Source organism: Mycobacterium sp. SP-6446, assembly GCF_001954045.1.
Taxonomy (GTDB): domain Bacteria; phylum Actinomycetota; class Actinomycetes; order Mycobacteriales; family Mycobacteriaceae; genus Mycobacterium.
Genome location: NZ_MBEM01000035.1, coordinates 1 through 23,019 on the forward strand (window position 1 = coordinate 1; position 23,019 = coordinate 23,019).

At 66.5% G+C, this 23,019-nt stretch carries 16 protein-coding genes and 1 pseudogene; 7 read left to right on the forward strand and 10 right to left on the reverse strand.

Annotation, left to right across the window (positions count from 1 at the left end; all coding sequences use genetic code 11):
- From A5736_RS02555 to ilvA, 5 genes are all read left to right on the forward strand, one after another.
- Positions 1-1,195 (forward strand): AMP-binding protein (locus A5736_RS02555; RefSeq protein ID WP_139333089.1); only part of this gene is annotated, 1,195 nt, incomplete at its 5' end.
- Positions 1,192-3,075 (forward strand): lysophospholipid acyltransferase, encoded by a 1,884-nt coding sequence (locus A5736_RS02560; protein WP_076122955.1) that lies wholly within the window; start codon positions 1,192-1,194, stop codon positions 3,073-3,075. The genes A5736_RS02555 and A5736_RS02560, both read left to right, overlap by 4 nt.
- 34 nt (positions 3,076-3,109) lie before the next feature.
- Positions 3,110-3,898 carry a DUF6065 family protein gene (locus A5736_RS02565; protein WP_076244375.1) on the forward strand — a complete coding sequence of 263 codons (789 nt, stop codon included), beginning with the start codon at positions 3,110-3,112 and terminating at the stop codon, positions 3,896-3,898.
- Positions 3,899-3,908: 10 nt separating this feature from the next.
- Positions 3,909-4,346 carry a nitroreductase family deazaflavin-dependent oxidoreductase gene (locus A5736_RS02570; RefSeq protein WP_076061976.1) on the forward strand — a complete coding sequence of 146 codons (438 nt, stop codon included), beginning with the start codon at positions 3,909-3,911 and terminating at the stop codon, positions 4,344-4,346.
- Positions 4,347-4,389: 43 nt separating this feature from the next.
- Positions 4,390-5,682 carry a threonine ammonia-lyase gene (gene ilvA / locus A5736_RS02575; protein WP_076244376.1) on the forward strand — a complete coding sequence of 431 codons (1,293 nt, stop codon included), beginning with the start codon at positions 4,390-4,392 and terminating at the stop codon, positions 5,680-5,682.
- 8 nt (positions 5,683-5,690) lie between these two features.
- On the opposite strand, the gene A5736_RS02580 is transcribed toward ilvA, so the two are convergent.
- Positions 5,691-6,386 (reverse strand): pyridoxamine 5'-phosphate oxidase family protein, encoded by a 696-nt coding sequence (locus A5736_RS02580; RefSeq protein ID WP_076244378.1) that lies wholly within the window; start codon positions 6,384-6,386, stop codon positions 5,691-5,693.
- A 10-nt stretch (positions 6,387-6,396) separates the two neighbouring features.
- On the opposite strand from A5736_RS02580, the gene A5736_RS02585 reads away from it, so the two are divergent.
- Positions 6,397-7,716 carry an aminotransferase class I/II-fold pyridoxal phosphate-dependent enzyme gene (locus tag A5736_RS02585; protein ID WP_076244379.1) on the forward strand — a complete coding sequence of 440 codons (1,320 nt, stop codon included), beginning with the start codon at positions 6,397-6,399 and terminating at the stop codon, positions 7,714-7,716.
- 380 nt (positions 7,717-8,096) lie between these two features.
- Here A5736_RS02585 and A5736_RS02590 read toward each other — a convergent pair whose 3' ends face one another.
- The 9 genes from A5736_RS02590 to A5736_RS02630 form a co-directional block, all read right to left on the reverse strand.
- Positions 8,097-9,626 carry a DUF4020 domain-containing protein gene (locus A5736_RS02590; protein ID WP_076244381.1) on the reverse strand — a complete coding sequence of 510 codons (1,530 nt, stop codon included), beginning with the start codon at positions 9,624-9,626 and terminating at the stop codon, positions 8,097-8,099.
- Positions 9,616-10,998 (reverse strand): hypothetical protein, encoded by a 1,383-nt coding sequence (locus tag A5736_RS02595; RefSeq protein ID WP_139333090.1) that lies wholly within the window; start codon positions 10,996-10,998, stop codon positions 9,616-9,618. The genes A5736_RS02590 and A5736_RS02595 overlap by 11 nt, the downstream gene beginning before the upstream one ends.
- Positions 10,968-11,585 (reverse strand): SIR2 family protein, encoded by a 618-nt coding sequence (locus tag A5736_RS25805; protein WP_076244384.1) that lies wholly within the window; start codon positions 11,583-11,585, stop codon positions 10,968-10,970. The genes A5736_RS02595 and A5736_RS25805 overlap by 31 nt, the downstream gene beginning before the upstream one ends.
- Before the next feature lie 279 nt (positions 11,586-11,864).
- The gene (treZ, locus tag A5736_RS02605) at positions 11,865-13,619 is read right to left on the reverse strand and encodes a malto-oligosyltrehalose trehalohydrolase (RefSeq protein ID WP_076244386.1); all 1,755 of its coding nucleotides are present in this window, start codon (positions 13,617-13,619) and stop codon (positions 11,865-11,867) included.
- Positions 13,612-15,918, reverse strand: a complete 2,307-nt coding sequence (gene treY, locus A5736_RS02610; protein ID WP_076244387.1) for a malto-oligosyltrehalose synthase — start codon at positions 15,916-15,918, stop codon at positions 13,612-13,614. Before treY ends, treZ begins: the two co-directional genes overlap by 8 nt.
- Before the next feature lie 3 nt (positions 15,919-15,921).
- Positions 15,922-18,126 carry a glycogen debranching protein GlgX gene (gene glgX, locus A5736_RS02615; protein WP_076122947.1) on the reverse strand — a complete coding sequence of 735 codons (2,205 nt, stop codon included), beginning with the start codon at positions 18,124-18,126 and terminating at the stop codon, positions 15,922-15,924.
- 37 nt (positions 18,127-18,163) lie between these two features.
- On the reverse strand, positions 18,164-20,320 hold the full coding sequence (locus A5736_RS02620; RefSeq protein ID WP_076244389.1) for an acyltransferase family protein: 2,157 nt from the start codon (positions 20,318-20,320) through the stop codon (positions 18,164-18,166).
- Positions 20,321-20,401: 81 nt separating this feature from the next.
- Positions 20,402-21,205, reverse strand: a complete 804-nt coding sequence (gene ripD, locus A5736_RS02625; protein ID WP_076244390.1) for an NlpC/P60 family peptidoglycan-binding protein RipD — start codon at positions 21,203-21,205, stop codon at positions 20,402-20,404.
- A gap of 317 nt (positions 21,206-21,522) precedes the next feature.
- Entirely contained in the window at positions 21,523-21,978 is a 456-nt protein-coding gene (locus A5736_RS02630) for a hypothetical protein (RefSeq protein ID WP_076122944.1), read from the reverse strand.
- Between the two features lie 62 nt (positions 21,979-22,040).
- On the opposite strand from A5736_RS02630, the pseudogene bioA reads away from it, so the two are divergent.
- Positions 22,041-22,994 (forward strand): annotated as a pseudogene (gene bioA, locus A5736_RS02635) (adenosylmethionine--8-amino-7-oxononanoate transaminase); the annotation flags it as partial.
- Positions 22,995-23,019 lie beyond the last annotated feature (25 nt).

Below are 23,019 nucleotides of genomic sequence, written 5' to 3' on the forward strand. Positions count from 1 at the left end.
CCTGCCGTCGGCGCACATCGCCGACAGGGTGATGGCGCTCTACGGGCTGGAGGTGTTCGGCTCCCGGGTGACGGTGATCTCCGACGTGAAGGCCATCGCCGCCGCGCTGCCCGACGCGCGGCCCACGGTGTGGGGCGCGGTGCCGCGGGTGTGGGAAAAGCTCAAGGCCGCAATCGAATTCACCGTCAGCCACGAGACCGACGAAGTCAAGCGGCAGGCGTTGCAGTGGGCGATGTCGGTGGCGGCCAAGCGCGCAGACGCCGAACTGGCTGGCCGGCCCATGCCCGACGACGTCGCCGCCGAGTGGGCCAAGGCCGACGAGCTGGTGCTGTCGAAACTGCGCGAACGGCTCGGCTTCGGCGAGCTGCGCTGGGCGGTGTCGGGCGCGGCCCCGATACCTAGGGAGACACTGGCGTTCTTCCTCGGCATCGGCATTCCGATCGCCGAGCTCTGGGGGATGTCGGAGCTGAGTTGCGTTGCCAGCGTAAGCCATCCGAGCGTTGCCCGGCTGGGCACCGTCGGCAAGCTGCTCCCGGGGCTGGAGGGCAAGATCGCCGAGGACGGCGAGTACCTGATCCGCGGCCCGCTGGTGATGAAGGGCTACCGCAAGGAACCCGCGAAGACCGCCGAGGCGATCGACGCCGAGGGCTGGCTGCACACCGGCGACATCCTCGAGGTCGACGACGACGGCTACTTGCGCATCGTGGACCGCAAGAAGGAATTGATCATCAACGCGGCCGGAAAGAACATGTCCCCGGCCAACATTGAGAACGCCATCCTGGCCGCCTGCCCGATGGTCGGCGCGATGATCACGATCGGTGACGGGCGACCGTACAACGCCGCGCTGATGGTCTTCGACGCCGAATCGGTCGGACCGTACGCCGCCCAGCATGGGCTTTCCGACACCTCGCCCGAAGCCCTGGCGGCCCACCCGGAGGTCATCGCCCGGATCGCCGCCGGGGTGGCCGCGGGCAACGCCAAACTCTCGCGGGTCGAACAGATCAAGCGCTTCCGGGTGCTGCCGACATTGTGGGAGCCCGGCGGCGACGAGATCACGCTGACGATGAAGCTGAAGCGCAAACCGATCATGGCCAAGTACGCCGCCGAGATCGAGGAACTCTACGCGCCCGAACCACCTGCGGAGGTTCACGAGCCCCGCGATCCCTCCGTGGCCGCAACGGTGCAACCGGCATGAGCGGTGGACGGATGGCGACGGCGCGCGAGCTCGGCCGCGTCGGGGCGCGAAAGCTGCTGCAACGCACCGGAATACTCGAAGAATCGGCGACGCCGTTGTCAACCGATGCGGCCGAGGTCGTTCAGCTGTTGGCCGCGCCGTGGTATGTCGAGCGCCTCGACAAGCTGGCCGACGAGCTCGGCCGCGACCCGGCCGGCGTGCGCGCGGAGGCCGCGGGCTACCTGCGCGAGATGTCGGCCTCGCTGGAGGAGCGGGCGGTACGGGCCTGGCGCAGCTTCTCCTGCTGGCTGATGCGGGCCTACGACATTCTCGTCGACGAGGATCAGATCGCGGCGCTGCGCAAGCTGGATCGCAAAGCGACGCTGGCATTTGCCTTTTCGCATCGCTCGTATCTGGACGGCATGCTGTTGCCGGAGGTGATCCAGGCCAACCGGCTCTCGCCCGCGCTGACGTTCGGCGGCGCGAACCTCAACTTCTTCCCGATGGGCGCCTGGGCCAAGCGCACCGGGGCGATCTTCATTCGGCGGCAGACCAAAGACATTCCCGTCTACCGCTTCGTGCTGCGCGCCTACGCCGCGCAGCTGGTGCAAAACCACGCCAACCTGACCTGGTCGATCGAAGGCGGCCGGACCCGGACCGGCAAGCTGCGGCCCCCGGTGTTCGGAATCCTGCGCTACATCAGCGACGCCGTCGACGAAATCGACGGTCCCGAGGTGTATTTGGTGCCGACCTCCATCGTGTATGACCAACTGCACGAGGTGGAGGCCATGACCACCGAGGCCTACGGCGCGACCAAGCGGCCCGAAGACTTCCGCTTCCTGATCCGGCTGGCCCGCCAGCAAGGGGAGCGCCTGGGCCGCGCCTACCTGGATTTCGGCGAGCCGCTGCCGCTGCGCAAGCGCCTCGAGGAATTGCGTGCCGAGGAATCCGGCGCCGGGACGGAGATCGAACGGATCGCGCTGGACGTCGAGCACCGGATCAACCGCGCCACGCCGGTCACGCCCACCGCGGTGGTGAGCCTCGCGCTGCTGGGTGCGGACCGGTCGCTGTCCATCAGCGAGGTGCTGGCCACCGTGCGGCCCCTGGCGAGCTACATCGCGGCACGGAACTGGGCGGTGGCCGGCGCCGCGGACCTGACGAACCGCTCCACGATCCGGTGGACCCTGCACCAGCTGGTCGCCTCCGGCGTCGTAAGCGTGTATGACGCGGGCACCGAACCGGTCTGGGGCATCGGCGAGGACCAGCACCTGGTCGCCGCGTTCTACCGCAACACCGCCATCCACATCCTGGTCGACCGCGCCATCGCCGAGACCGCGCTGCTGGCCGCGTCGGAAATGTCGGAAGACGGCCTGGTGGCACCGGCGTCCGTGCGCGACGAGGCGCTGAGCCTTCGCGAGCTGCTCAAGTTCGAGTTCTTGTTCTCGGCCCGCGCACAGTTCGAGAAGGACCTCGCCGACGAGGTACGCCTGATCGGGCCGGTGGAAGACACCACCAAGCCCGCGAGCTCGGCCCAGGTGCGGCGGCTGCTGGAGCGGGCGGACCTGCTGCTCGCCCATCTGGTGCTGCGCCCCTTCCTGGACGCGTACCACATCGTCGCCGACCGGCTGGCCTCCCACGAGGACGAATCGTTCGACGAGCAGGCGTTCCTCACCGAGTGCCTCGAGGTGGGCAAGCAGTGGGAGCTGCAGCGCCGCATCGCCAGCGCCGAGTCGAGGTCGATGGAGTTGTTCAAGACCGCGTTGCGCCTGGCGCGGCATCGCGAGCTGGTGGACGGCTTCGAGTACCCAGACATCGCGGAGCGGCGGCGGCAGTTCGCGGACGAGATCGCGACGGCCATCCGCCGGGTCAACGCCATCGCCGAGCTCGCCAGGACGCGCTAAGGAGCCCCCAGCGCTAGACTGCCGCCCGTGCTTATTGAGGGGATTTCCAACGTCTGACAAATCCGACGCGCAGGGCCGCCCGCTGATCGGGTTCATCACGCGGGACAACGCACCCCCGATCGGCCCGGCGCCGATCACACGGACGTGGATGTCGGAGATGTCGGAGCAGCGGATCGGTTGGCCCAGCCGGTGTCTGCCGATGCTGATCGCCAACCAGAGCGGATGGGAGCTGCGCAATCCGTGCGCGTTCACGGCCACCTGGATGGATCAGGGCGGCGTGGACGTACTGGTCGCACCCGATAGTCGCGAGCCCGGCCAGTTCCTGCCGTCCAGCCATTTCGGTAACGGCATCCTGACGTGGCACCTGCCGATGCTGTTCCGCACCCCTCCCGGATACAACCTGTTGGTCCGCGGGCCGGCGAACTATCCGAAGGACGCCGTGTCCCCGTTGGAGGGCGTCGTCGAAACCGACTGGGCGAGTGCGAGTTTCAGCATGAGCTGGAAATTCACCCGCAAGCTGATGCCGGTTCGGTTCGAGGTCGACGAGCCGATCGGCATGATCGTTCCGCAACGCCGGGCCGAGCTCGAGGAATTCGCCCCCGAGCTTCGGCGCATCGAGTCCGACGAGGAGCTGCGGCGCAAGCACGAGCTCTTCCTTCGCTCCCGCGACGACGCGGGGCGGATCCAGGCGGCGGCGGACGTCGCCGGTGGCGAGCGACTGGATTGGGAAGGCGACTACACGAAGGGCCGGCACCGCGACGGCGAGGCCGGCGCACCGGATCACCAGACCCGGCGTCATCTGCGTCCCTTCGCTCAGCCGTAAGGTGAGGGACATGCCGCTTTCAGGTGAATACGCACCCAGCCCATGGGATTGGTCCCGCGAACAAGCCGACAAGTATGCCGAATCTGGCGGACAGGATGCGGCGGACATGAAGGGCAAGCCCATCATTCTGCTGACCACCGTCGGCGCCAAGACCGGCAAACTCCGCAAGACCCCGTTGATGCGGGTCGAGCACAACGGCGAGTACGCCGTCGTCGCCTCGCTCGGCGGGGCCCCGAAGAACCCGGTCTGGTACCACAACATCGTCAAGAACCCGCGCGTCGAGCTGCAGGACGGCGCCGTCACGCGCGACTACGACGCCCGCGAGGTGTTCGGCGAGGAAAAAGCCACCTGGTGGGAGCGCGCCGTCGAGGCCTGGCCCGACTACGCCGAGTACCAGAAAAAGACCGAACGCCAGATTCCGGTGTTCGTGCTGACGCCGGTGAACTGAGCCGCTTTCGCAGGTTGAGGGCGCGACATGGCACGATTGACCGGTGTCCGCTGAACTGAGTCAGAGCCCGCACGAGTCGCCGCTGTCCGCGGCCGACATCGACGCCGCGGCCAAGCGGATCTCGCCGGTGGTCACGCCCACCCCGTTGCAGCGCAGTGATCGGCTGTCGGCGATCACCGGCGCGCAGGTCTACCTGAAGCGCGAAGACCTGCAAACCGTGCGCTCCTACAAGCTGCGCGGCGCCTACAACCTGCTGGTGCAGCTGTCCGCCGAGGAGACGGCGGCCGGCGTGGTGTGCTCCTCGGCGGGTAACCACGCGCAGGGCTTCGCGTACGCGTGCCGGGCGTTGGGTGTGCGCGGCCGCGTCTACGTGCCGGCGAAGACGCCCCGGCAGAAGCTCGACCGGATCCGCTACCACGGCGGGGAGTTCATCGAGCTGATCGTCGGGGGACGGACCTACGACCTGGCCGCCGAGGCGGCGCTGGCCGACGTGGAGAGCACCGGCGCCACGCTGGTGCCGCCGTTCGACGATCTGCGCACCATCGCCGGCCAGGGCACCATCGCCGTCGAGCTGCTTTCACAACTCGACGCCCTTGGTGTGGGGGAGCCCGACCTGGTAGTGGTCCCGGTCGGCGGCGGCGGTTGCATCGCCGGCATCACCACGTACCTGGCCGAGCGGACCGCGAACACCGCGGTGTTGGGCATCGAGCCCGCCGGAGCCGCCGCGATGATGGCCGCGCTGGCCGCCGGCGAACCGGTGACGCTGGACCACGTCGACCAGTTCGTCGACGGCGCCGCGGTCAAGCGGGCGGGAACGCTGACCTACGCCGCGCTGGCCGCCGCCGGCGACATGGTGTCGATCACGACGATCGACGAGGGCGCCGTGTGCACCGCGATGCTCGACCTCTACCAGAACGAGGGCATCATCGCCGAGCCGGCCGGCGCGCTCTCGGTGGCCGGCCTGCTGGAAGCCGACGTCGAGCCGGGCTCCACCGTCGTGTGCCTGATCTCGGGCGGCAACAACGACGTCTCGCGCTACGGTGAGGTGCTCGAGCGCTCGCTGGTGCACCTCGGCCTCAAGCACTACTTCCTGGTGGACTTCCCGCAGGAGCCTGGTGCGCTGCGCCGGTTCCTCGACGAGGTGCTCGGGCCCAACGACGACATCACCTTGTTCGAGTACGTCAAGCGCAACAACCGCGAGACGGGTGAGGCACTCGTCGGCATCCAGCTGGGATCGTCCGCGGACCTCGACGGCCTGCTGGCCCGGATTCGGGCGACCGACATCCACGTCGAGACTCTGCAGCCGGATTCGCCCGCTTACCGGTACCTGCTGTAGACCGGCGGCTAGCGCGAGTAGGCCGCCAGGTACGGCGGCAGCGGGGTATCGGGATCAAGGTCGTCGTCCGGAACCGGCTTTCCGGCCGACAGGCCCAGCGGCAGCACCCCGGCCCAGTGCGGCAGCGGCAAATCCTCCGGCTCGTCGGCGGGCCCGCCGCTGCGCACCTTGGCGGAGACCTCGACGAGGTCGAGCGCGAGCACGGACGTCGCGGCGAGCTCGCGCGCGTTCGGGGGCCTGCAGTCGGCGGCGCGCCCCGGCGCGATGTGATCGAGCAGCGATCCCAGCGCCCGCCGCTTCTCCTCCGGATCATCGACCACCCGCGCATCACCCACCACGACGACCGAGCGATACACCAGCGAATGGTGTAGCGCCGAGCGGGCCAGCACCAGCCCGTCGACCAGCGTGGCGGTGACGCAGACGGGCAGGCCCGACGCCTTGGCGCCGGCCGCCTTGGCCGCGAGCATCGGGCCGCTGCCGGTGGAACCGTGCAGGTAGAGGGTTTCGCCGTGGCGGGCATGCGTCGTGGGCAAGACCACCGGCCGCCCGGCGCCGAGGTAGCCGAGGTGACAGATCAGGGACTCGTCCAGGATCCGGTGCACGGTGTCGCGGTCGTAGCGGGCGCGTTCCCGGTAGCGGGTGGGCGTGGTGCGCGGGGTGGGGCGGTAGTCCAATGGATTGCCTCTGCGATTGTAATAGTACATAATATCGACTGTGCCAGTGCAATACAGCATAGCGGGGTCGGGCGCGGAATCCATAGCCGCCGACGTGGAAGAGGCGATCTCGACGGGCAGGCTGGCGCCCGGCGACGCGCTGCCGCCGATCCGCGACCTGGCCGCCCGGCTCGGTGTGAACCCGAATACCGCCGCCGCCGCCTACCGCCTGCTGCGCGATCGCGGCGCCGTCGAGACCGCGGGCCGGCGCGGCACGCGGGTGCGCCACCGCCCCGCGACCACCCCGCGCTCCCTGTTCGGGCTCGACGTTCCCGCCGGGGTCCGCGATCTGTCGACCGGCAACCCGGACCCGGAACTACTGCCCATCGCAGCGGCCCCCGCTCCCGTCGTCCGCCCGGTGCTCTACGGCGAACCGGCCATGTCGCCCGACCTGGTCGACCACGCCCGCGCGGCGTTGGGCGCCGACGGCGTTCCGGCCGGACATCTCGCGGTGACCAGCGGCGCGCTGGACGGCATCGAGCGGGCGCTCACCGCGCACCTGCGCCCGGGTGATCGGGTGGCCGTCGAGGATCCCGGCTGGGCCAACCTGTTGGATCTGCTTGCGGCGCTGGGGCTTTCGGCCGAGCCGGTGCGGGTCGACGACGACGGGCCGCTGGTGGCCGACGTCGTCCGGGCGCTGGATCGCGGGGTGCGCGCGCTGGTGGTCACCAATCGCGCGCAGAACCCGACGGGTACGGCGCTGTCGTCGGATCGCACGGACGCGCTGCGCGGCGTGCTGTCCGACCGATCCGATGACCTGCTGCTGGTCGAGGACGATCACTGCGCGGGCATCTCCGGCGCCGCACTGCACACCCTGGCCGGGTCGACCACCCGTTGGGCCTTCGTGCGCTCGGCGTCCAAGGCGTACGGCCCCGACCTGCGGGTGGCCGTCCTGGCCGGGGACCACCGCACCGTCGAGCGGGTGCACGGCCGGCTGCGGCTCGGGCCGGGCTGGGTCAGCCGCATCCTGCAGGCGCTGGCGGTCGGCCTATGGTCGGACGAGGCCGCGACGCGGCTCATCGCCAAGGCCGAAGAGCGATACGCCTCCACGCGCACGCGGTTGCGCACCGCCCTGGCCGAGCGGGGGGTCACCGCTTTCGGCCGGTCCGGGCTGAACGTGTGGATCCCGGTCCCGGACGAGACCGTCGCGATCACCCGGCTGCTGGGCGCGGGCTGGGCGGCGGCGCCGGGCACGCGGTTTCGCATTCGCACCGGGCCCGGCATGCGCATCACGATCGCGGACCTCGCCGCCGAGGAGATCGATCCGCTTGCCGATGCCGTCGCCGCGGCGGTGCGTGGAACCGGACGGTCCAGCGTGTAGCTCGCGCGGGCTCCTAGTTTGTTGTAACCCCTTGTGTCACTTTGGCTTCAGCGGTCCCAGCGCGGCGATTCTTGTCGGTGGCCGTTTCTAGGATGGGGGTATGGGTTCGAGCACGCGTGAGGAAGTCCAAGAGGATTTCGACGCTGCGCGCGACGGTATCGCGCATTCTCGAGCATTCTTAAGACACGGTGGAGTTTGACCCGGAACCCGACCCCGACGACCCCGAAAGCCCGGACGTGTTGGAGCGCATGCGCCGCGACCGGGCCCGACCCTACTGCTGACCGTCGGAACGCCACAACAGGGAATGCCACGGCTTGGGTGAAGCTCTCAGCGATACAGTCGAACCCGGGAGAACGAGGTAGCTGTCGGGCCGGAGGCGATCATTCGAGCGAGATTCCTAAACCTAAGGCTGTCTCTACGATCTGGCGGAGAGTCTCGACCGAGACGCCGGCAGAAGTGAATTGGTCGTAGATGCGCTTAACCTCGTGGCCGCCGAAGAACTGACCAGTGGTCGACTTCAACAGATGCTGAACCAGTTGTGCGATCTTGTCTGGCGCACGGTTGATCTGATCCTGTCCGAGATCGTGGAGAAAGAGGTCGTGGAGTTTGAGGCCCTCGTTTTCTGTTTGCAGAAGGAGGTCAATCGCGTCTGACATCGAATCGCCAAGGAACAGCACCCAATTCGCCATTACGGATGCTTCTGCTGGGTCAAGTATGCGAGGGACGCTCTTTACGCGGTCAGTCATGTAGTCTCTGATCCATCGCACCCATTGCGCTTCAACGGCGTTGGTTCCGAGTGAATCAAGCTGGAATCTAATTGCCTTCGCCCAAGCGACGCGATCCTCTACGGTGCCTTTCGTGATCAGATCTCTTATCCATGAGCGGGGGTCGTCTGTATCAGTTGCTACAGCAATGACCGCCAGTAACTGCGGCAGGTTGCGTTGACCAGGTTTGTCGAGCTGGTCGCGGTGATCGACGGTTGACACAAGCATCGCGAGGAATCCGTCCTCTAGGAGCTTGGCTGTCCATCCGCCGTGCGATAGGAAGCCGCTCCATGCCCTGGTTGCGCGAGGTTCATTTTCCCAGTTGAAAAGTGGGATCAAGTAGAGCTTGGACCACTCGGGGTCAGCCCGGTATAGGAAGTGCAGATACCGGCAAAGCATTATCTCAACTGCTTCGTTTCGCTGGTAGTCATCAGCGATCAGCTCAGCAAGGTAATCGGCGATCTCGGGCGGGATGCCTTTCCAGGTCTCGGGCGCACCGTTCCAAAGATGGCCAATTCTTTCGATCCAAAACTCGGTGAGGTTGCCCGCAGGATGGTTGATGGCCCTCATGGCGTAGCCGTTCGCGGACCACGAGTCAGGGGCCGTCAAGGGGATTCTGTTCCAGCACTCCTTTGCGAGCGCCTCGCTTTCTACGAACCTGAACCACTCGACCGGGGTTGCCCCTGAAAACCCATAGCCGCCGAGCATCGCCGTCACCAAACCCAGAATGGGGTCTAGTGTCAATGCGCGAATCCGATCCAGAATTTGCGGGACAAGCTCAGAGATGGGTTGAGACATCGCCCACCCCCTGACGACGGCCTGGTCGATCGCCGCATGCCCAGATCCGACCGCGTCGAGGACGTCGAATCCAAGTTTTGGCCACTCCACAACGACATCAGTTAGAGCCCCCGCGAGCCGGTCCCATCGCCTTTCGTCATCCCAGTTTGTCGTCGTAGCCTCACAGGCCACCAAAGCCGCAGCTGTCGACGAGAGATCCTCAACGAGCTTTTGATGAAGTTCAATCTTGTCCGTCGGCGGAGCTAACGACCAAGCCGAATCTTTGGGAACCTCTCGGTGTTGAGCTACTACCTCCGGATGGGCCTCGGCGAGAGCGGCCAGAGCTTCCGCAATCAGTTCACTCTTCATCAGTAACAACCGCAGCAATCTTTGTCAGGAAATCGTAAGCCCGGTGAGGTGCATACTGGTCGTCGTCCCAATGCTGTCGAATGTCGTTGATCAGCGACGTAAACACTTCCTCGCCCACTGAAGCGCATGTTTCAAGAACGAGGTAGGTAGTTTCGTTTCGCAAGGCGCGGTCTTGCAACCAACCGGTAGAGAGTAACCAACCCAATTTGTCCGAGGCCGTTTTATCAGATCTGTTCGTCCATCCGTGCACTGCCAGCCGGCGCAGAAGAGTGACATCACTGGCCGCCCAAGCTTCCAGTCGGGCCTGCCCGTTGGGAACATCGGCCGCTAACAACGACTCCAAGCACTCGCGAGCGACATCGACAAGAAAACCCAGCGGACTGCTTAGATCATGATCCTCGGCGACAATCGTGGCGCGCCAGTCGCTTGGCCTTTCTCGGTCAGACTCGCTAGCCGCCTGCAACTGTCGATCGGCGCGGCGGATGTGGCGGTCAACGATATCGACAAGCTGCAGGGCGTACTCACCGATGAACGGTCGAAATGTGTTCTGCCACAGGTCGCGCAGAGTGGTGTCGCTATCACGCATTACTGGCTCGAACGAGGTGCCGAAGAGTTGGGAGTAGGTTGGAGTCGGCAGTATTCGCGGTTCCGTCAAGTAGTCGAACAGGAACAGCGCAGTTGCGGGATCGACCTCCATGGATGAGGCATCGAGCATCGAGCCGAGGAAGCTGGCCTTGAAGCGATTTTCTCTGCTGTTGGTGACGATGAAGAGCCATCGGCGCATGCGCTCAGGTAGAGGGCTGGCCTGTATGGACAACTGCCGCGATATCGCGAATAGGAGGTCGTCGCTTAGGTATCCGTTCGCGTTAGTGACCATTTGAAACGCTGCGTCGGAAACGTCGTCGTCTGTGACGTAGTTCTCGGCGAACCAGAGCGCCAGTTCGTAGGTAATCTCCGCCGCGACACTCGGCGACGGATGAAACAACGTCGCGAATTCGGGCCGCCCTTCGGCCCACTGCAACCATGCTTTGCCGCGAGCGTACTGACGGAAGAATCTGACGGTGTCTCTATCCCCGAGAACGGTTTCGAGGTATGAGACCGACTCGGGCACCGGCGAGGGGTCTTGATTTGCCACAAGTTCTTTGATGCGGTTGCGACTACCGAGCAGTCCCTCTGTGCTGTGAGCGGCCCAAGTGTTCAGTACCTTTGGTTGGTCGTTGAATGAGCACGCGATCGGCGCGATGCCAAGTCGGCGCCAAAACAAGGTCTCTCCTGAATCCGGTTCCGGCGTCAGAACATATCTCTTCTCTGACCGGCCTCCTAGCCCCCGTGCGAGATATTTCATAATGGTGTCGTTGTGGCTGTAGCCCACAAAGAGAACGGATAGGCGGCGAACATCCGATCGAGAAAGCGTGCTGCCCAAGCGTCGTTGAGGTAGGCCTTACCGAAATCTTCATCCGTAGCGACCAATCGGCGGTGCTCCTGGTCCAAGCGGCCGTGGATGTAGACGATGCCGGTGAAGTCGTCCCCCATCGGAAGAGCCGGACCGAGATAGTTACCTACGTTGTTGCTCTCGAGCAATGTTGACAGGTGTAAATCGTAGTTGGTTGTTATCAATCTGACTGTCGATGAAGACGCAAGGTTGACCACGGCCTTGTGCAGCGGAGAGGGACGGGAGCCCTCTCGTGAAACGAGCTCGAATATTCGTCGATGAACATCAACGCCATAGTCGTCCTTAATCCGTCCGAGTATCTCGTCCAGAGGCAATTCATCAAGGTCGCTATCTGTGAAAATGTCCTCCAGGTTGCTTTGGTTTCGTATCTGCTTCACGAGATCTTTGAAACCTGGGAGTGCAGACGGTGGTCCCATTGAAGCGCCCGCACCCACAAAGATGACCAGTCTGCCCGCGGCATGCTCCTCAATGAGAGACGCGGGGAGGTCAACGCCGCCTAGATACATGACCAAAGACTACAAATTCTGTCTGCGTAAGTTACCTGTTGCATGCCATCAAAGCCCTCCGCCCAAGTCACGAGCTCTGCGATGAGGCTTAAAAACATCCTCTCACCTGCGGTAATTCTGGTGCGCGATAATGGGATTGAACCAAATGACCGCCTTCGAGTACAAATGGAGGGCGGGCGTGGGCTGAAGTATGCTTCGCAGATTCGCGGACGACCCAGGTCCAATCAGTTCCACCACCCCGAACGATTCCTCCGCGACGACGACGAACCCGTTTGACGGCTACCCGGCGACCCGCAGAATGGCGAACGAATGCGCCGGCAGCTCAGTGGTTTCCCGACCGACCGTCGGCTCGCCCCACGCCAGCACCACCTCACCGGCGACCGGCACCGTCACCTGACCAGGGCTCATGTTGCACGCGATGCGTAACCGGCCGCGGTGCAACACAATCCAGGCTTGCTCCTCGTCGTAGTCGACGGCGAGGTGGTCCAGCCACGGGTCGGCCAGGTCGGCCTCGGTGCGGCGCAGTGCGATCAGGTCGCGATAGAGCCGCAGCAAGCGGGCATGCTCGCCGGAGCCGACCTCGTCCCAATTGAGCTTGGAGCGCAGAAACGTCTGCGGGTCCTGCGGGTCGGGTATCTCCCCTTTCGTTGAGGCGTCCCAGCCGTGCTCGGCGAATTCGGCTTTACGGCCCTCGGCGGTGGCCCGGGCCAGCTCCGGTTCGGGGTGTGAGCTGAAAAACTGAAACGGGGTCGAGGCGCCCCACTCCTCGCCCATGAAAAGCATTGCGGTGTAGGGAGAGCCGAGTACCAGGGCGGCCTTGATGGCCAGCTGGCCGGCGGTGAGGCGCTGCGATGGGCGATCGCCGAGCGCCCGGTTGCCCACCTGATCGTGGGTGCAGGTGTAGGCGAGCAGCCTGGTCGCGGAGATGCCAAACCCCTCGGAGGTATCCAGCGGCCGCCCGTGCCGGCGCCGGCGAAACGATGAATAGGTGCCGGCGTGGAAGTACCCGCGGCGCAGGGTCTTCGCCAGCGTGGCCAGCGAGCCGAAGTCGGCGTAGTAGCCCTGCCGCTCACCGGATACCGCCGTATGGATCGCGTGGTGGATGTCGTCATCCCATTGCGCGGTGATGCCGTAACCGTTGCGGTCGCGGGGCGTGATCAGCCGCGGGTCGTTGAGATCGCTTTCGGCGACCAGCGACAGCGGGCGGCCCAGCTGCCTTGCCAGCCAATCGGTTTCGGCGGCGAGCTCCTCGAGGATGTGGATGGCCGTGGTGTCCACCAGCGCGTGTACCGCGTCGAGCCGCAGGCCGTCGGCGTGGAAGTCACGCATCCAGCGCAGCGCGCATCCGATGATGTAGCGGCGCACCTCGTCGGAGTCGGCGTCGGCGATGTTGATGCCTTCCCCCCACGGGTTGCTGGCCGACGAAAGGTAGGGGCCGAAGCGGGGCAGGTAGTTGCCCGAGGGGCCGAAGTGGTTGAACACCGCGTCGATCAATACCCCCAGACCGCGCGCGTGGCAGGCGTCGACGAAGCGCACCAGGCCGTCGGGCCCGCCGTAGGGTTCGTGCACGCTGTACCACAACACTCCGTCATATCCCCAGCCGTGTGTTCCGGCAAAGGAATTGACGGGCATCAGCTCGACGAAGTCGACACCGAGATCGGTCAGGTAGTCCAGCCTTTCGACGGCGGCGTCGAAGGTGCCGTCGCGGGTGAAGGTGCCGACGTGCAGTTCGTAGATCACCGCGCCTTCGACCGATCGGCCGGGCCAGGCGGCGTCGGTCCAGGCCGCGGCCGAAGCATCCCACAGCTGCGAGCGGGCGTGCACCCCGTCGGGTTGGCGGGGCGATCGGGGGTCCGGCAGGACGGTGGGGTCGTCGTCGAGCAGGAATCCGTACCTGGCGTCCGGCGCCGTGTCGACCGACGTGTGCCACCAGCCGTCACCCGAGCGCGTCATCGCGTGCGCCTCGCCGTCTGGGCCGTTTAGGTCGAGGCGCACCTCCGCGGGTTTGGGCGCCCAGACGCGGAATTCACTCATGGTCGCGCTCCAGCAGGACGACGGGCAGGTCCGCGAACAATTCGGCGGTCGACGTCGGTCCGCTGGCCATGGCGCCGGTGAGGGTGTCGGTCCAGGAGCCCTCGGGCAACGGCAGGACGGTGTTACCCCAGCCGGTTTCGGCCAGCCGCACGGTCCAGCGGGTGACCGCGACCAGGACGTCCTGGCCTTCCCAGCCGCGGCGGAACGCCACCACGTGATCGCCGGCTTCCCCGTCGGCCAGCACGGGAAGGTATGAGCCGCGCAGAAAACTGTCCGGCCGGGAGCGCCGCAGCGCCAGCGCCGCGGTGACGACGCGAATCTTGGGGTGCCGCAACTCTTTCAGCGCGGCCCTGCGGGCTCCGTAGTCGACCGGGCGGCGGTTGTCCGGGTCCACCAGGCTGTCGTCCCACAGCTCGGTGCCCTGGTAGACGTCGGGGATGCCGGGCACCGTCAGGGCGAGCAGCTTCTGACCCAGGGAGTCGCTCGCGGCGTGCGGATTGAGTTGGGCGACAAGCTCGGTCAGTGCGGGCGCCACGGGCCCGTCGAGCACGGTATCCAGCCAGCGGTGCACCTCCTCCTCGAACGCCGGGTCCGGCTCGTTCCACGAGGTGTGTAGGCCGGCCTCCCGGATCGCCTTCTCGGCGTACCGGTGCAGCCGACCGCGCAGCTCTTCGGTGACCTCGCCGCCCACCGGCCAGACCCCGAAGATGTTCTGCCACAGGAATCGCCCGGTCGCGGGATCCGGGGAGGGGGCCGCAATTTCCCAACGGGCGAGAAACTCGGTCCACAGCGACGGCACCTGCGACAGCACGCCGATGCGGGCCCGCACGTCCTCGCCGCGCTTGGTGTCGTGTGTGGTGAGCGTTGTCATCGCCTGCGGCCATGTCCGAGCACGGGTGGCGGCGCGGTGGTGAAACTCGGCGACGCTCACGCCGAACCGGCGCGGCTCGCCGCCCACCTCGTTCAGCGACACCAGTCGCGCGTCGCGGTAGAACAGGCAGTCCTCGGTTGCCTTGGCGGTCACGGCGCCGCACAGCTGCTGCAGGCGGGTGGCAGGCTCTGCGTCAGCGGCCAGCGCCGCGGCGATCAGCTGCAGCGCCGGCCCCAATTGTGGTGCCGCCGCTTGGGTTTCGGCCAGCGCGGTGGGCAGGATCGCGGCCAGGCCAGGGTAGTCGCAGCGGTATACCCCGATGTGGCTGAGCAGGGCGGTCACCGCCTCGGGCAGCTGCGGATGATCGGTGCCGGCCGCTGCCGTGATGGACCTCCGCAGCCTGTCCAGTTCGCTGGCCAGGGTGTCGGTGGCCGCATGGATCTTGAGGTCGCGCAACAGTTCCGGCATCGCGTGATAGTCCGTACCGGCCGATTCGACGAGCGCCGTGAGCGCGGGCGCCCCGGCGGGGTCGATGAAGACCCCGCCCACCTCGCGCAGCGCGTCGTAGCCGGTGGTTCCGGCGACCGGCAGCGTGGGTTCCAGCGCTTCGTCGACGGCGAGGATCTTTTCGATCACGATCCAGGCGTCCGGACCGACGAGGTCGCGCAGCCTTGCCAAATACCCACAGGGATCGGACAACCCGTCGGGATGGTCGATGCGCACGCCGTCGACCAGACCCTCCTCGAACCAGCGGGCGACTTCGGCGTGGCTGGCCTCGAACACCGCGCGGTCTTCCTGCCGCAGGCCGGCCAGCGACGTGATCGAGAAGAAGCGGCGGTACCCACAGACCCCGTTTCGCCAGCCGACCAACCGGTAGTGCTGGCGAGCGTGGACCTCCGGTCCGGTGCCACCGCCCGTGCCGGGGGCGATAGGCAAGGCCAGCTGGCCCAGTCGCAGCAGCTCCCCGTCGACGGTCAGGTCGGCGGCGTCGTCGTCGGAACCCAACAGCGGCAGGATGATTCGCCCGTCGCCGACGTCCCAGTCGATGTCGAAGAATGGCGCGTACGGCGAGGACCGGCCGTGCCGCAGCACGTCCCACCACCACGCGTTCTGCTCGGGTTTGTCGATGCCGACGTGGTTGGGCACGATGTCGACGACCAGGCCCATGCCGCGCGCGCGGGCCGCCGCCGACAGCCGTGCGAGGCCGTCGGGCCCGCCCAGCTCCGGCGACACGGTCGTCGGGTCGGTGACGTCGTATCCATGGCTGGACCCCCGGGCCGCGGTCAGGATCGGCGACAGGTACAGATGCGAGACACCGAGGTCGTCGAGGTAGTCCAGCAGGTTCTCGGCGTCGGCGAGGGTGAACCCGAATCCGCTGGACTCACCACGCAGCTGTAACCGGTAGGTTGCCCGGACCGGAAAAGCCATGCGTCAGGCGGTCTTACGCAGGATCAGCAACGAGCGGGCCGGCACTTCGAACTTCTCTTCGGCCGCCACGACCGAATCGGCGTCGCCGGCGGGGTGATTCGTGTCCAGCTCGACGGTCCACTCCCGCGCGTAGTCGTCGTGCGGGGCGACGAACTCCACGTAGTCGTCGTGGGCGTTGAAGCACAACAGAAACGAGTCATCGACCACGTGCTCGCCGCGGGCATCGGGCGCGGCGATGGCGTCGCCGTTGAGAAACACCGCCACACAGCGATGGTGGAAGCTCTTGTTCCAATCCTCGTGGGTCATCTCCCGCCCGCCCGGGGTCAGCCAGGCGATATCGCGAACCTCGTCGCCGGTTCGGATCAGCTCGCCCTCGAAGAACCGGCGCCGGCGGAACACCGGATGATCCTTGCGCAGGGTCGTGGCCTTGCGCGCGAATGCCAGCAGGTCGGCGTTCTTGTCGACCAAAGACCAATCCATCCAAGACAATTCGGAGTCCTGGCAGTAGACGTTGTTGTTGCCGTTCTGCGACCGTCCGATCTCGTCGCCATGCGCGATCATCGGCGTGCCCTGGCTGACCATCAGGGTGGCCCAGAAGTTGCGCATCTGGCGGCAACGCAGCTCGACGATCTCCGGGTCGTCGGTGGGGCCCTCGACGCCACAGTTCCACGATCGGTTGTGGCTTTCCCCGTCGCGATTGTCCTCGCCGTTGGCCTCGTTGTGCTTTTCGTTGTAGGACACCAGGTCGTTGAGGGTGAACCCGTCGTGGGCGGTGACAAAGTTGATGCTCGCGCTGGGGCGCCGGCCGGTGACTTCGTAGAGGTCCGACGACCCGGTCAGCCGGGACGCGAACTCGCCGAGGGTTGCGGGCTCGCCCCGCCAGTAGTCACGCACAGTATCCCGGTACTTCCCGTTCCACTCGGTCCACAAACCCGGGAAATTGCCGACCTGATAGCCGCCCTCGCCGACATCCCACGGCTCGGCGATCAGCTTGACCTGGCTGACGATCGGATCCTGTTGCACCAGATCGAAAAACGCGCTCAGCCGGTCGACGTCGTGCAACTCGCGGGCCAGCGTGGAAGCCAGGTCGAACCGGAACCCGTCGACGTGCATCTCGGTCACCCAGTAGCGCAGCGAGTCCATGATCAGCTGCAGCACATGCGGATGACGGGCGTTGAGGCTGTTGCCGGTGCCGGTGAAATCCTTGTACAACCGCAGGTCCTCGTCGACCAGCCGGTAGTAGGCCGCGTTGTCGATGCCGCGGAAGTTGATGGTCGGCCCCAGGTGATTGCCTTCGGCGGTGTGGTTGTAGACCACGTCGAGAATGACCTCGATGCCGGCTTCGTGCAGGCTGCGCACCATGGTCTTGAATTCGGCGACGCTGGCGTCGCGGTTGGACGCGTACTGGTTGTGCGGGGCGAAGAACCCGAACGTGTTGTAGCCCCAGTAGTTTCGCAGCCCCAGGTCCAGCAGCCGCGAGTCGTGCATGAACTGGTGAACCGGCATCAATTCCAGCGCCGTGACATTCAGCGACTTGAGGTGCTCGATGACCACCGGGTGGGCCAGCCCGGCATACGTGCCCCGAAGCCCCTCGGGGACACCGGGATGGGTCTGCGTCATGCCCTTGACATGGGCCTCGTAGATGACCGTTTCGTGATACGGCGTGAGCGGCGCCCGGTCGGATCCCCAGTCGAAAAAGGGGTTGCTCACCACGCTGGTCATCGTGTGGCCGAGCGAGTCGACCATCGGGGGCGTGCCGGTGTCGACCCCGTTGGTGTCCGGGTCGACGGCGCTCATGTCATACGAGTACAGCGCCTGGCCGAACGTGAAATCGCCGTGGAAAGCCTTCCCGTACGGGTCGAGCAGCAGCTTGCTCGGGTCGCACCGGTGGCCGGCGGCCGGATCGAACGGCCCGTAGACGCGAAAGCCGTAGCGCTGGCCCGGGGTGATGTTCGGCAGATAGGCGTGCCAGACGTATCCGTCGACCTCGTCCAGGGGGATGCGCGACTCGCCGCCGTTGGCGTCGATCAGACACAGCTCGACCTTGTCGGCGATTTCGGAAAACAGCGAAAAGTTAGTTCCCGCGCCGTCATAGGCGGCCCCGAGCGGATAGGCGTTGCCCGGCCACACGGTGGGCAGGGTAGGTGCGGACTCTTCCGTATCGGGTTCCGCGACGCCCGAAGTCGCGGGTGGATTGTTCGACGGCATCCCTTGACCTTATCCGCGAGCGCTGGGTGCGGCTGCCTCACCACCAACCGGTGTTCGCCGCGATCTGCCGGCCCAGCTCGTGGGCCATCGTCCGCATGTAGGTGGGGGTCAGGTGGTGAGCGCCGTGGTAGATCAGCACGTTCCCTTCAACCGGGCGGCAGACATCTGCGCGGCAGATGGCGTCCGACATGTCGAGCACCTTGAGCAACGGGAACTGCGTGACGAAATCGAGGGTCTGGTTGTGCTCGGCCAGCGCATCGGAACGCTTGATCGCGCACGACTGCGCGTTGCCGCCCTTGGCCAGGCAGTCCGCCGGATCGAACGGTTGGCCGTTCTTGACCAGCCACGGGGTGTCCCGGATGCCGAGGATCGGAATGTTGTTGTCCGACAACGTTTGCCAGATCCCGATGTAGGTGGCGGGCATCACGTCGCCGGTCTTGATGTTCCACGGCCGCGTCGTTGTCGTGAACACGTAGTCGGGACGGTCGGTGATCAGCTTGCTCATCGTGCGTTGGACCCACTCGCGGCACTGCGGGTAGGGCGCGTTGTTGCCCATGATCAACGGGACTTCCTCGGTGGACAACGGGCAGCCCATCTTGAGATAGGTCACGACCTTGAAGTGGTGCGCGTGGCCGAGCACGTCCAGCGCGGGCAGCCAATGTTCGGCGTGCGAGCCGCCGGCCAGCGCGATGGTCCGGGTGGCCGCCTCGTCGCCGTAGGTGCAGTTGACCACCGCGGGGTTGACGAAGTCACTGATGCACCCATCCCTGGTCGAGACCGGGAGGTCTTGCTTGACCTCCAAGACCGTGGGCCGCATCGGCAGCGCCGGGACCCGCACGCGTTCGGTGAGGGCGCGGGCGCCGGGATAGTCCTGCGGGTTGAGCACGCTGAGTTCCTTGCCCGCGGCGCGCAGGACGGTGACGTGCTGACGCCACGTGAACGACGTCGCGGTGAGCGTGACGGCCAGCAGGACCACCGCGGACCCCAGCGCGATCGTCGGCCGGCCGAACCGCGCCGGCCAGGGGAGCGCCGGGGCGACGTCGGTTTGCCTGCCGCTCGTGGTCCGATACCGCAGCGGGTCCTCGACCAGCCGGGTGGTTAGGTGCGCCAGCACCCCGGACACCAGCAATATGGCCGCGCCTTCGACGAAGCCGGCGTGCTTGTGGCCGGTATAGGACAACCAGAAGATGAGCAGCGGCCAGTGCCACAGATACAGCGAGTACGCCATCGCACCCAGGGCAACAAGCGGCCCCGCCGCCAGCAGCCGATTCGGCAGCGGCAGCCGGCCGTGCAGATTGGCCCCCGCGAGGATCATCAGCATGGTGGCCCCGACCGGGACCAGCGCCCATGGGCCGGGGAATTCCCTGACGCCGTCGATCAGGGCGCCGCACGACACGACGGCCGTCAGTGCGACGGCGGCGACGGCGGTGCGCAGCCACATCGGCCAGCGGACGTAGGGCACCACCGCACCGAGGAGCGCGCCCAGCAGCAGCTCCCACGCCCGCGCGAAGCTGTCGTAGTAGGCGATCGATTGGTTGTCGAGATGCGCGACGATCGCGTACCCGAACGAGGCCACCGTCAGCACGGTCAGCAGCACGATGAACAAGGTCCGCAGGTGTGCGCCGAGCCGGCGCCTGAACAGGTAGGCGCACCCGGCCACCAGTAGCAGGAAGGAGATGTAGAACTGGCCCTGCACTGACATCGACCAGATGTGCTGCAACGGGCTCACGGCTTCACCGGCGCGCAGATAATCCGCCGCGGTGTTGGCCAGCTCCCAGTTCTGGTAATAGCCGAGGCTGGCCAGGCTCTGGTCGGCGAACGTCTCCCAGCGGGTTTGCGGTTGCACCAGGATGGTCAGCAACGCGCACCCGGCCAGGACGACGACCAGCGCGGGGACCAGCCGGCGGACCAGCCGCGTCACTTCCGCGATCGGTGACAGCGAAACGGCCGGGTCGAGCGCGGCCCGGAGAATCTTGCCGCCGAAGAAGAACCCGGACAGGGCCAGGAACACGTCCACGCCGCCGGAAACCCGCCCGAACCAGACGTGGAACATCGCGACGAGCGCGATCGCGATGCCGCGCAGCCCGTCGAGGTCGTAGCGATAAAAGCCCGACCTTGCCACCGCCCCTGCCGCCCTGGCAGCGACCGGATTCGCGGTGGCGATCGGCGGCGGAGGCGGCGGCAGGGTCGGCATGGTCGATCGCTAATTTACCGAAAACGCCACCCGCTCCTCAGCGCGAGGAAGCGGGTGGCGGCTGGTCGGGCGGCTGAGGGGTTATCGCACGGTACCGACCTGGGGTTGCCACGGTGCCTGCTGCACGGGCGCCTGCTGCACCGGCGCCTGCTGCGTCGGCGCGGGAACTTGTTGCAGCGGTGCCTGTTGCAGCGGTGCCTGCTGCGTCGGCGACTGCTGTAGCGGGGCCTGCTGTGTGGGCAGCTGCTGCATCGGAACCTGCTGGACCGGGGTTTGCTGGGCCGGAACCTGCTGGGCCGGAACCTGCTGGGCCGGCACCTGCTGGGGGGTTTGCTGAATCGGCGCTTGCTGCAAGGGCGCCTGCGGCCCCGCCTGGGTTCCCAGGACCCGCACCAGGTAGGGGGTCATGCCGTTGCTGCGCACCGGCGAAACCTGGACGACGTCACCCACCTCGAGCATCTGGTTGTTCCCCAGGTACATCGCGACACTCTGCGTGCCCTCCGGGCCGTAGAAGATCATGTCGCCCTTGCGCGCCTGCGACGGCAGGACCTTCTGGCCGACCCGGTAAATCGCGCCGGAGGAACGCGGCAGCTTGATCCCGGCACCCGCGTAGGCGTACTGCATCAGGCCCGAGGCGTCGAATCCGACGGTGTTGATGCCGGTGCCCGTGCCGCGACTCGGGCCGTTGACGCCGCCGCCCGCCCACGAGTACGGCACGCCGCGCTGCGACAGACCGCGCTGGACCACAATGTCGGTGACCTGCTGGTAGTCCATCTGCCGGGCGCCGGGGTCGGCGGCGGCCAGGCCGGAGGTGGCCAGGCCGGCGGTCGCCATCGGGGCCGCCAGCATGGCCAAGCCGATGGCGAAGGAGTAGATGCGTTTCATCGGAGTGCAACCTCTCTGGGCTCGCTCGGGTCGATGGCGACGACCACCACGCCGGGGTCGAACGCCGCCTGATGACTCGGAACGTGAATCAGTCGGTCGCCCGTTGAATCACACCAGTCACTACAGACACTTTTACAACAGAAGTTGCACGCGGAAAATAGCTGGTGAGCCCCACGCGGGATTATTTGTCGGACCGTGACCGGACGGTGACTGGCGCGTCCAATCCCGCATGCGCCGTTGTGATTTCGGTCTCATATCGGTGCGCGGCCGCAAGGTTGGACGAACGTAACCGCGGCCGCGCGCTCAGCGCCGATGACTCAGTGCCAATAACGCTGGCTGAAAACGGTGATCATCGAGGCAGCGGCCGAGCTGACCACCACAATGGCCAGCGCCAAAACGGGCCAGAACGACATGTACCAGCCCTTCAGCAGGGAAACGAAGGGACCGATCCCCGCCGCGGCCACCGCCGCGCCGACGCCACCCCACACCAGCGGATAGATGTACATGTCGATTCCATATGGCACCGGCCCGCACGTCTCGTCCGAGCACACCTCCGGCAGGAAGCCGTAGAGCTTCGACGGCCAGCTCGTCGCCGTGGCCAGGACGATGAGCAACGCCAGCAGCACGACGGTGCAAATCACGTCCCAGGCAGCTACCCGCAGCCGGATGACCCTTGGTGGCTCGGACCGGGATTCGTCGGCGTCGTAGGGCACCGCGGGAGGCTCGGCGGGGTCGTCGGGACGCGGGTGGTCGGGCTGACGCGGCGAAGCCATGCCGTTAGATGCTTCCCGATGGCCGGAGTTTGCGCGACCCGACTGCTTTACGCTCGGTCTCTATGCCTGCGGCGAGGGCCGGGTTGACGCCCGAGCAAATCAGTGCGATCGACGCCGCGCATCTATGGCACCCCTACAGCACGATCGGCAGCGAGGCGGTCGCGCCCGTGGTGGCCGTCGGCGCCCGCGGCGCGCGCCTGATCCTGGTCAGAGACGGCACCCAGATCGACGTGCTGGACGCGATGAGCTCCTGGTGGACGGCGATTCACGGCCACGGCCATCCGGTACTGGACGCGGCGCTGGCCGCGCAACTGGGGACCATGAACCACGTCATGTTCGGCGGGTTGACCCACGAGCCCGCGGCCCGGCTGGCCCAGCTGCTGGTGCAGATCACGCCGGCGGGCCTGGAGACGGTTTTCTTCAGCGACTCGGGGTCGGTGTCGGTGGAGGTCGCCGTCAAGATGGCGCTGCAGTACTGGCGCAGCCGCGGCCGGCCCGGCAAGCACCGGCTGATGACCTGGCGCGGCGGGTATCACGGTGACACCTTCACGCCGATGAGCGTCTGCGACCCGGACGGCGGCATGCACTCGTTGTGGACCGACATCCTGGCGCGGCAGGTGTTCGCCCCGCAGGTGCCACGCGAACACGACCCCGCCTACAGCGCGGCGTTCGAGGACCAGCTGGCCTCCCACGCCGACGAACTCGCGGCCGTGGTCGTCGAACCCGTCGTGCAGGGAGCCGGCGGGATGCGCTTCCACGACCCGCGCTACCTGCGCGACCTGCGCGACATCTGCGATCGCCACGACGTCCTGCTCATTTTCGACGAGATCGCGACCGGCTTCGGGCGCACAGGTGAGCTCTTCGCCGCCGACCATGCCGGGATAAGCCCGGACATCATGTGTGTCGGCAAGGCGCTCACCGGCGGCTACGTCAGCCTGGCCGCCACCCTGTGCACCACCGACATCGCGCAGGCCAGCGGGTTGGCCATGAAGGTTGGCCCGTGCATGAGCGCGCCCGCCTCGCCGGAGCTGATGACCTGAT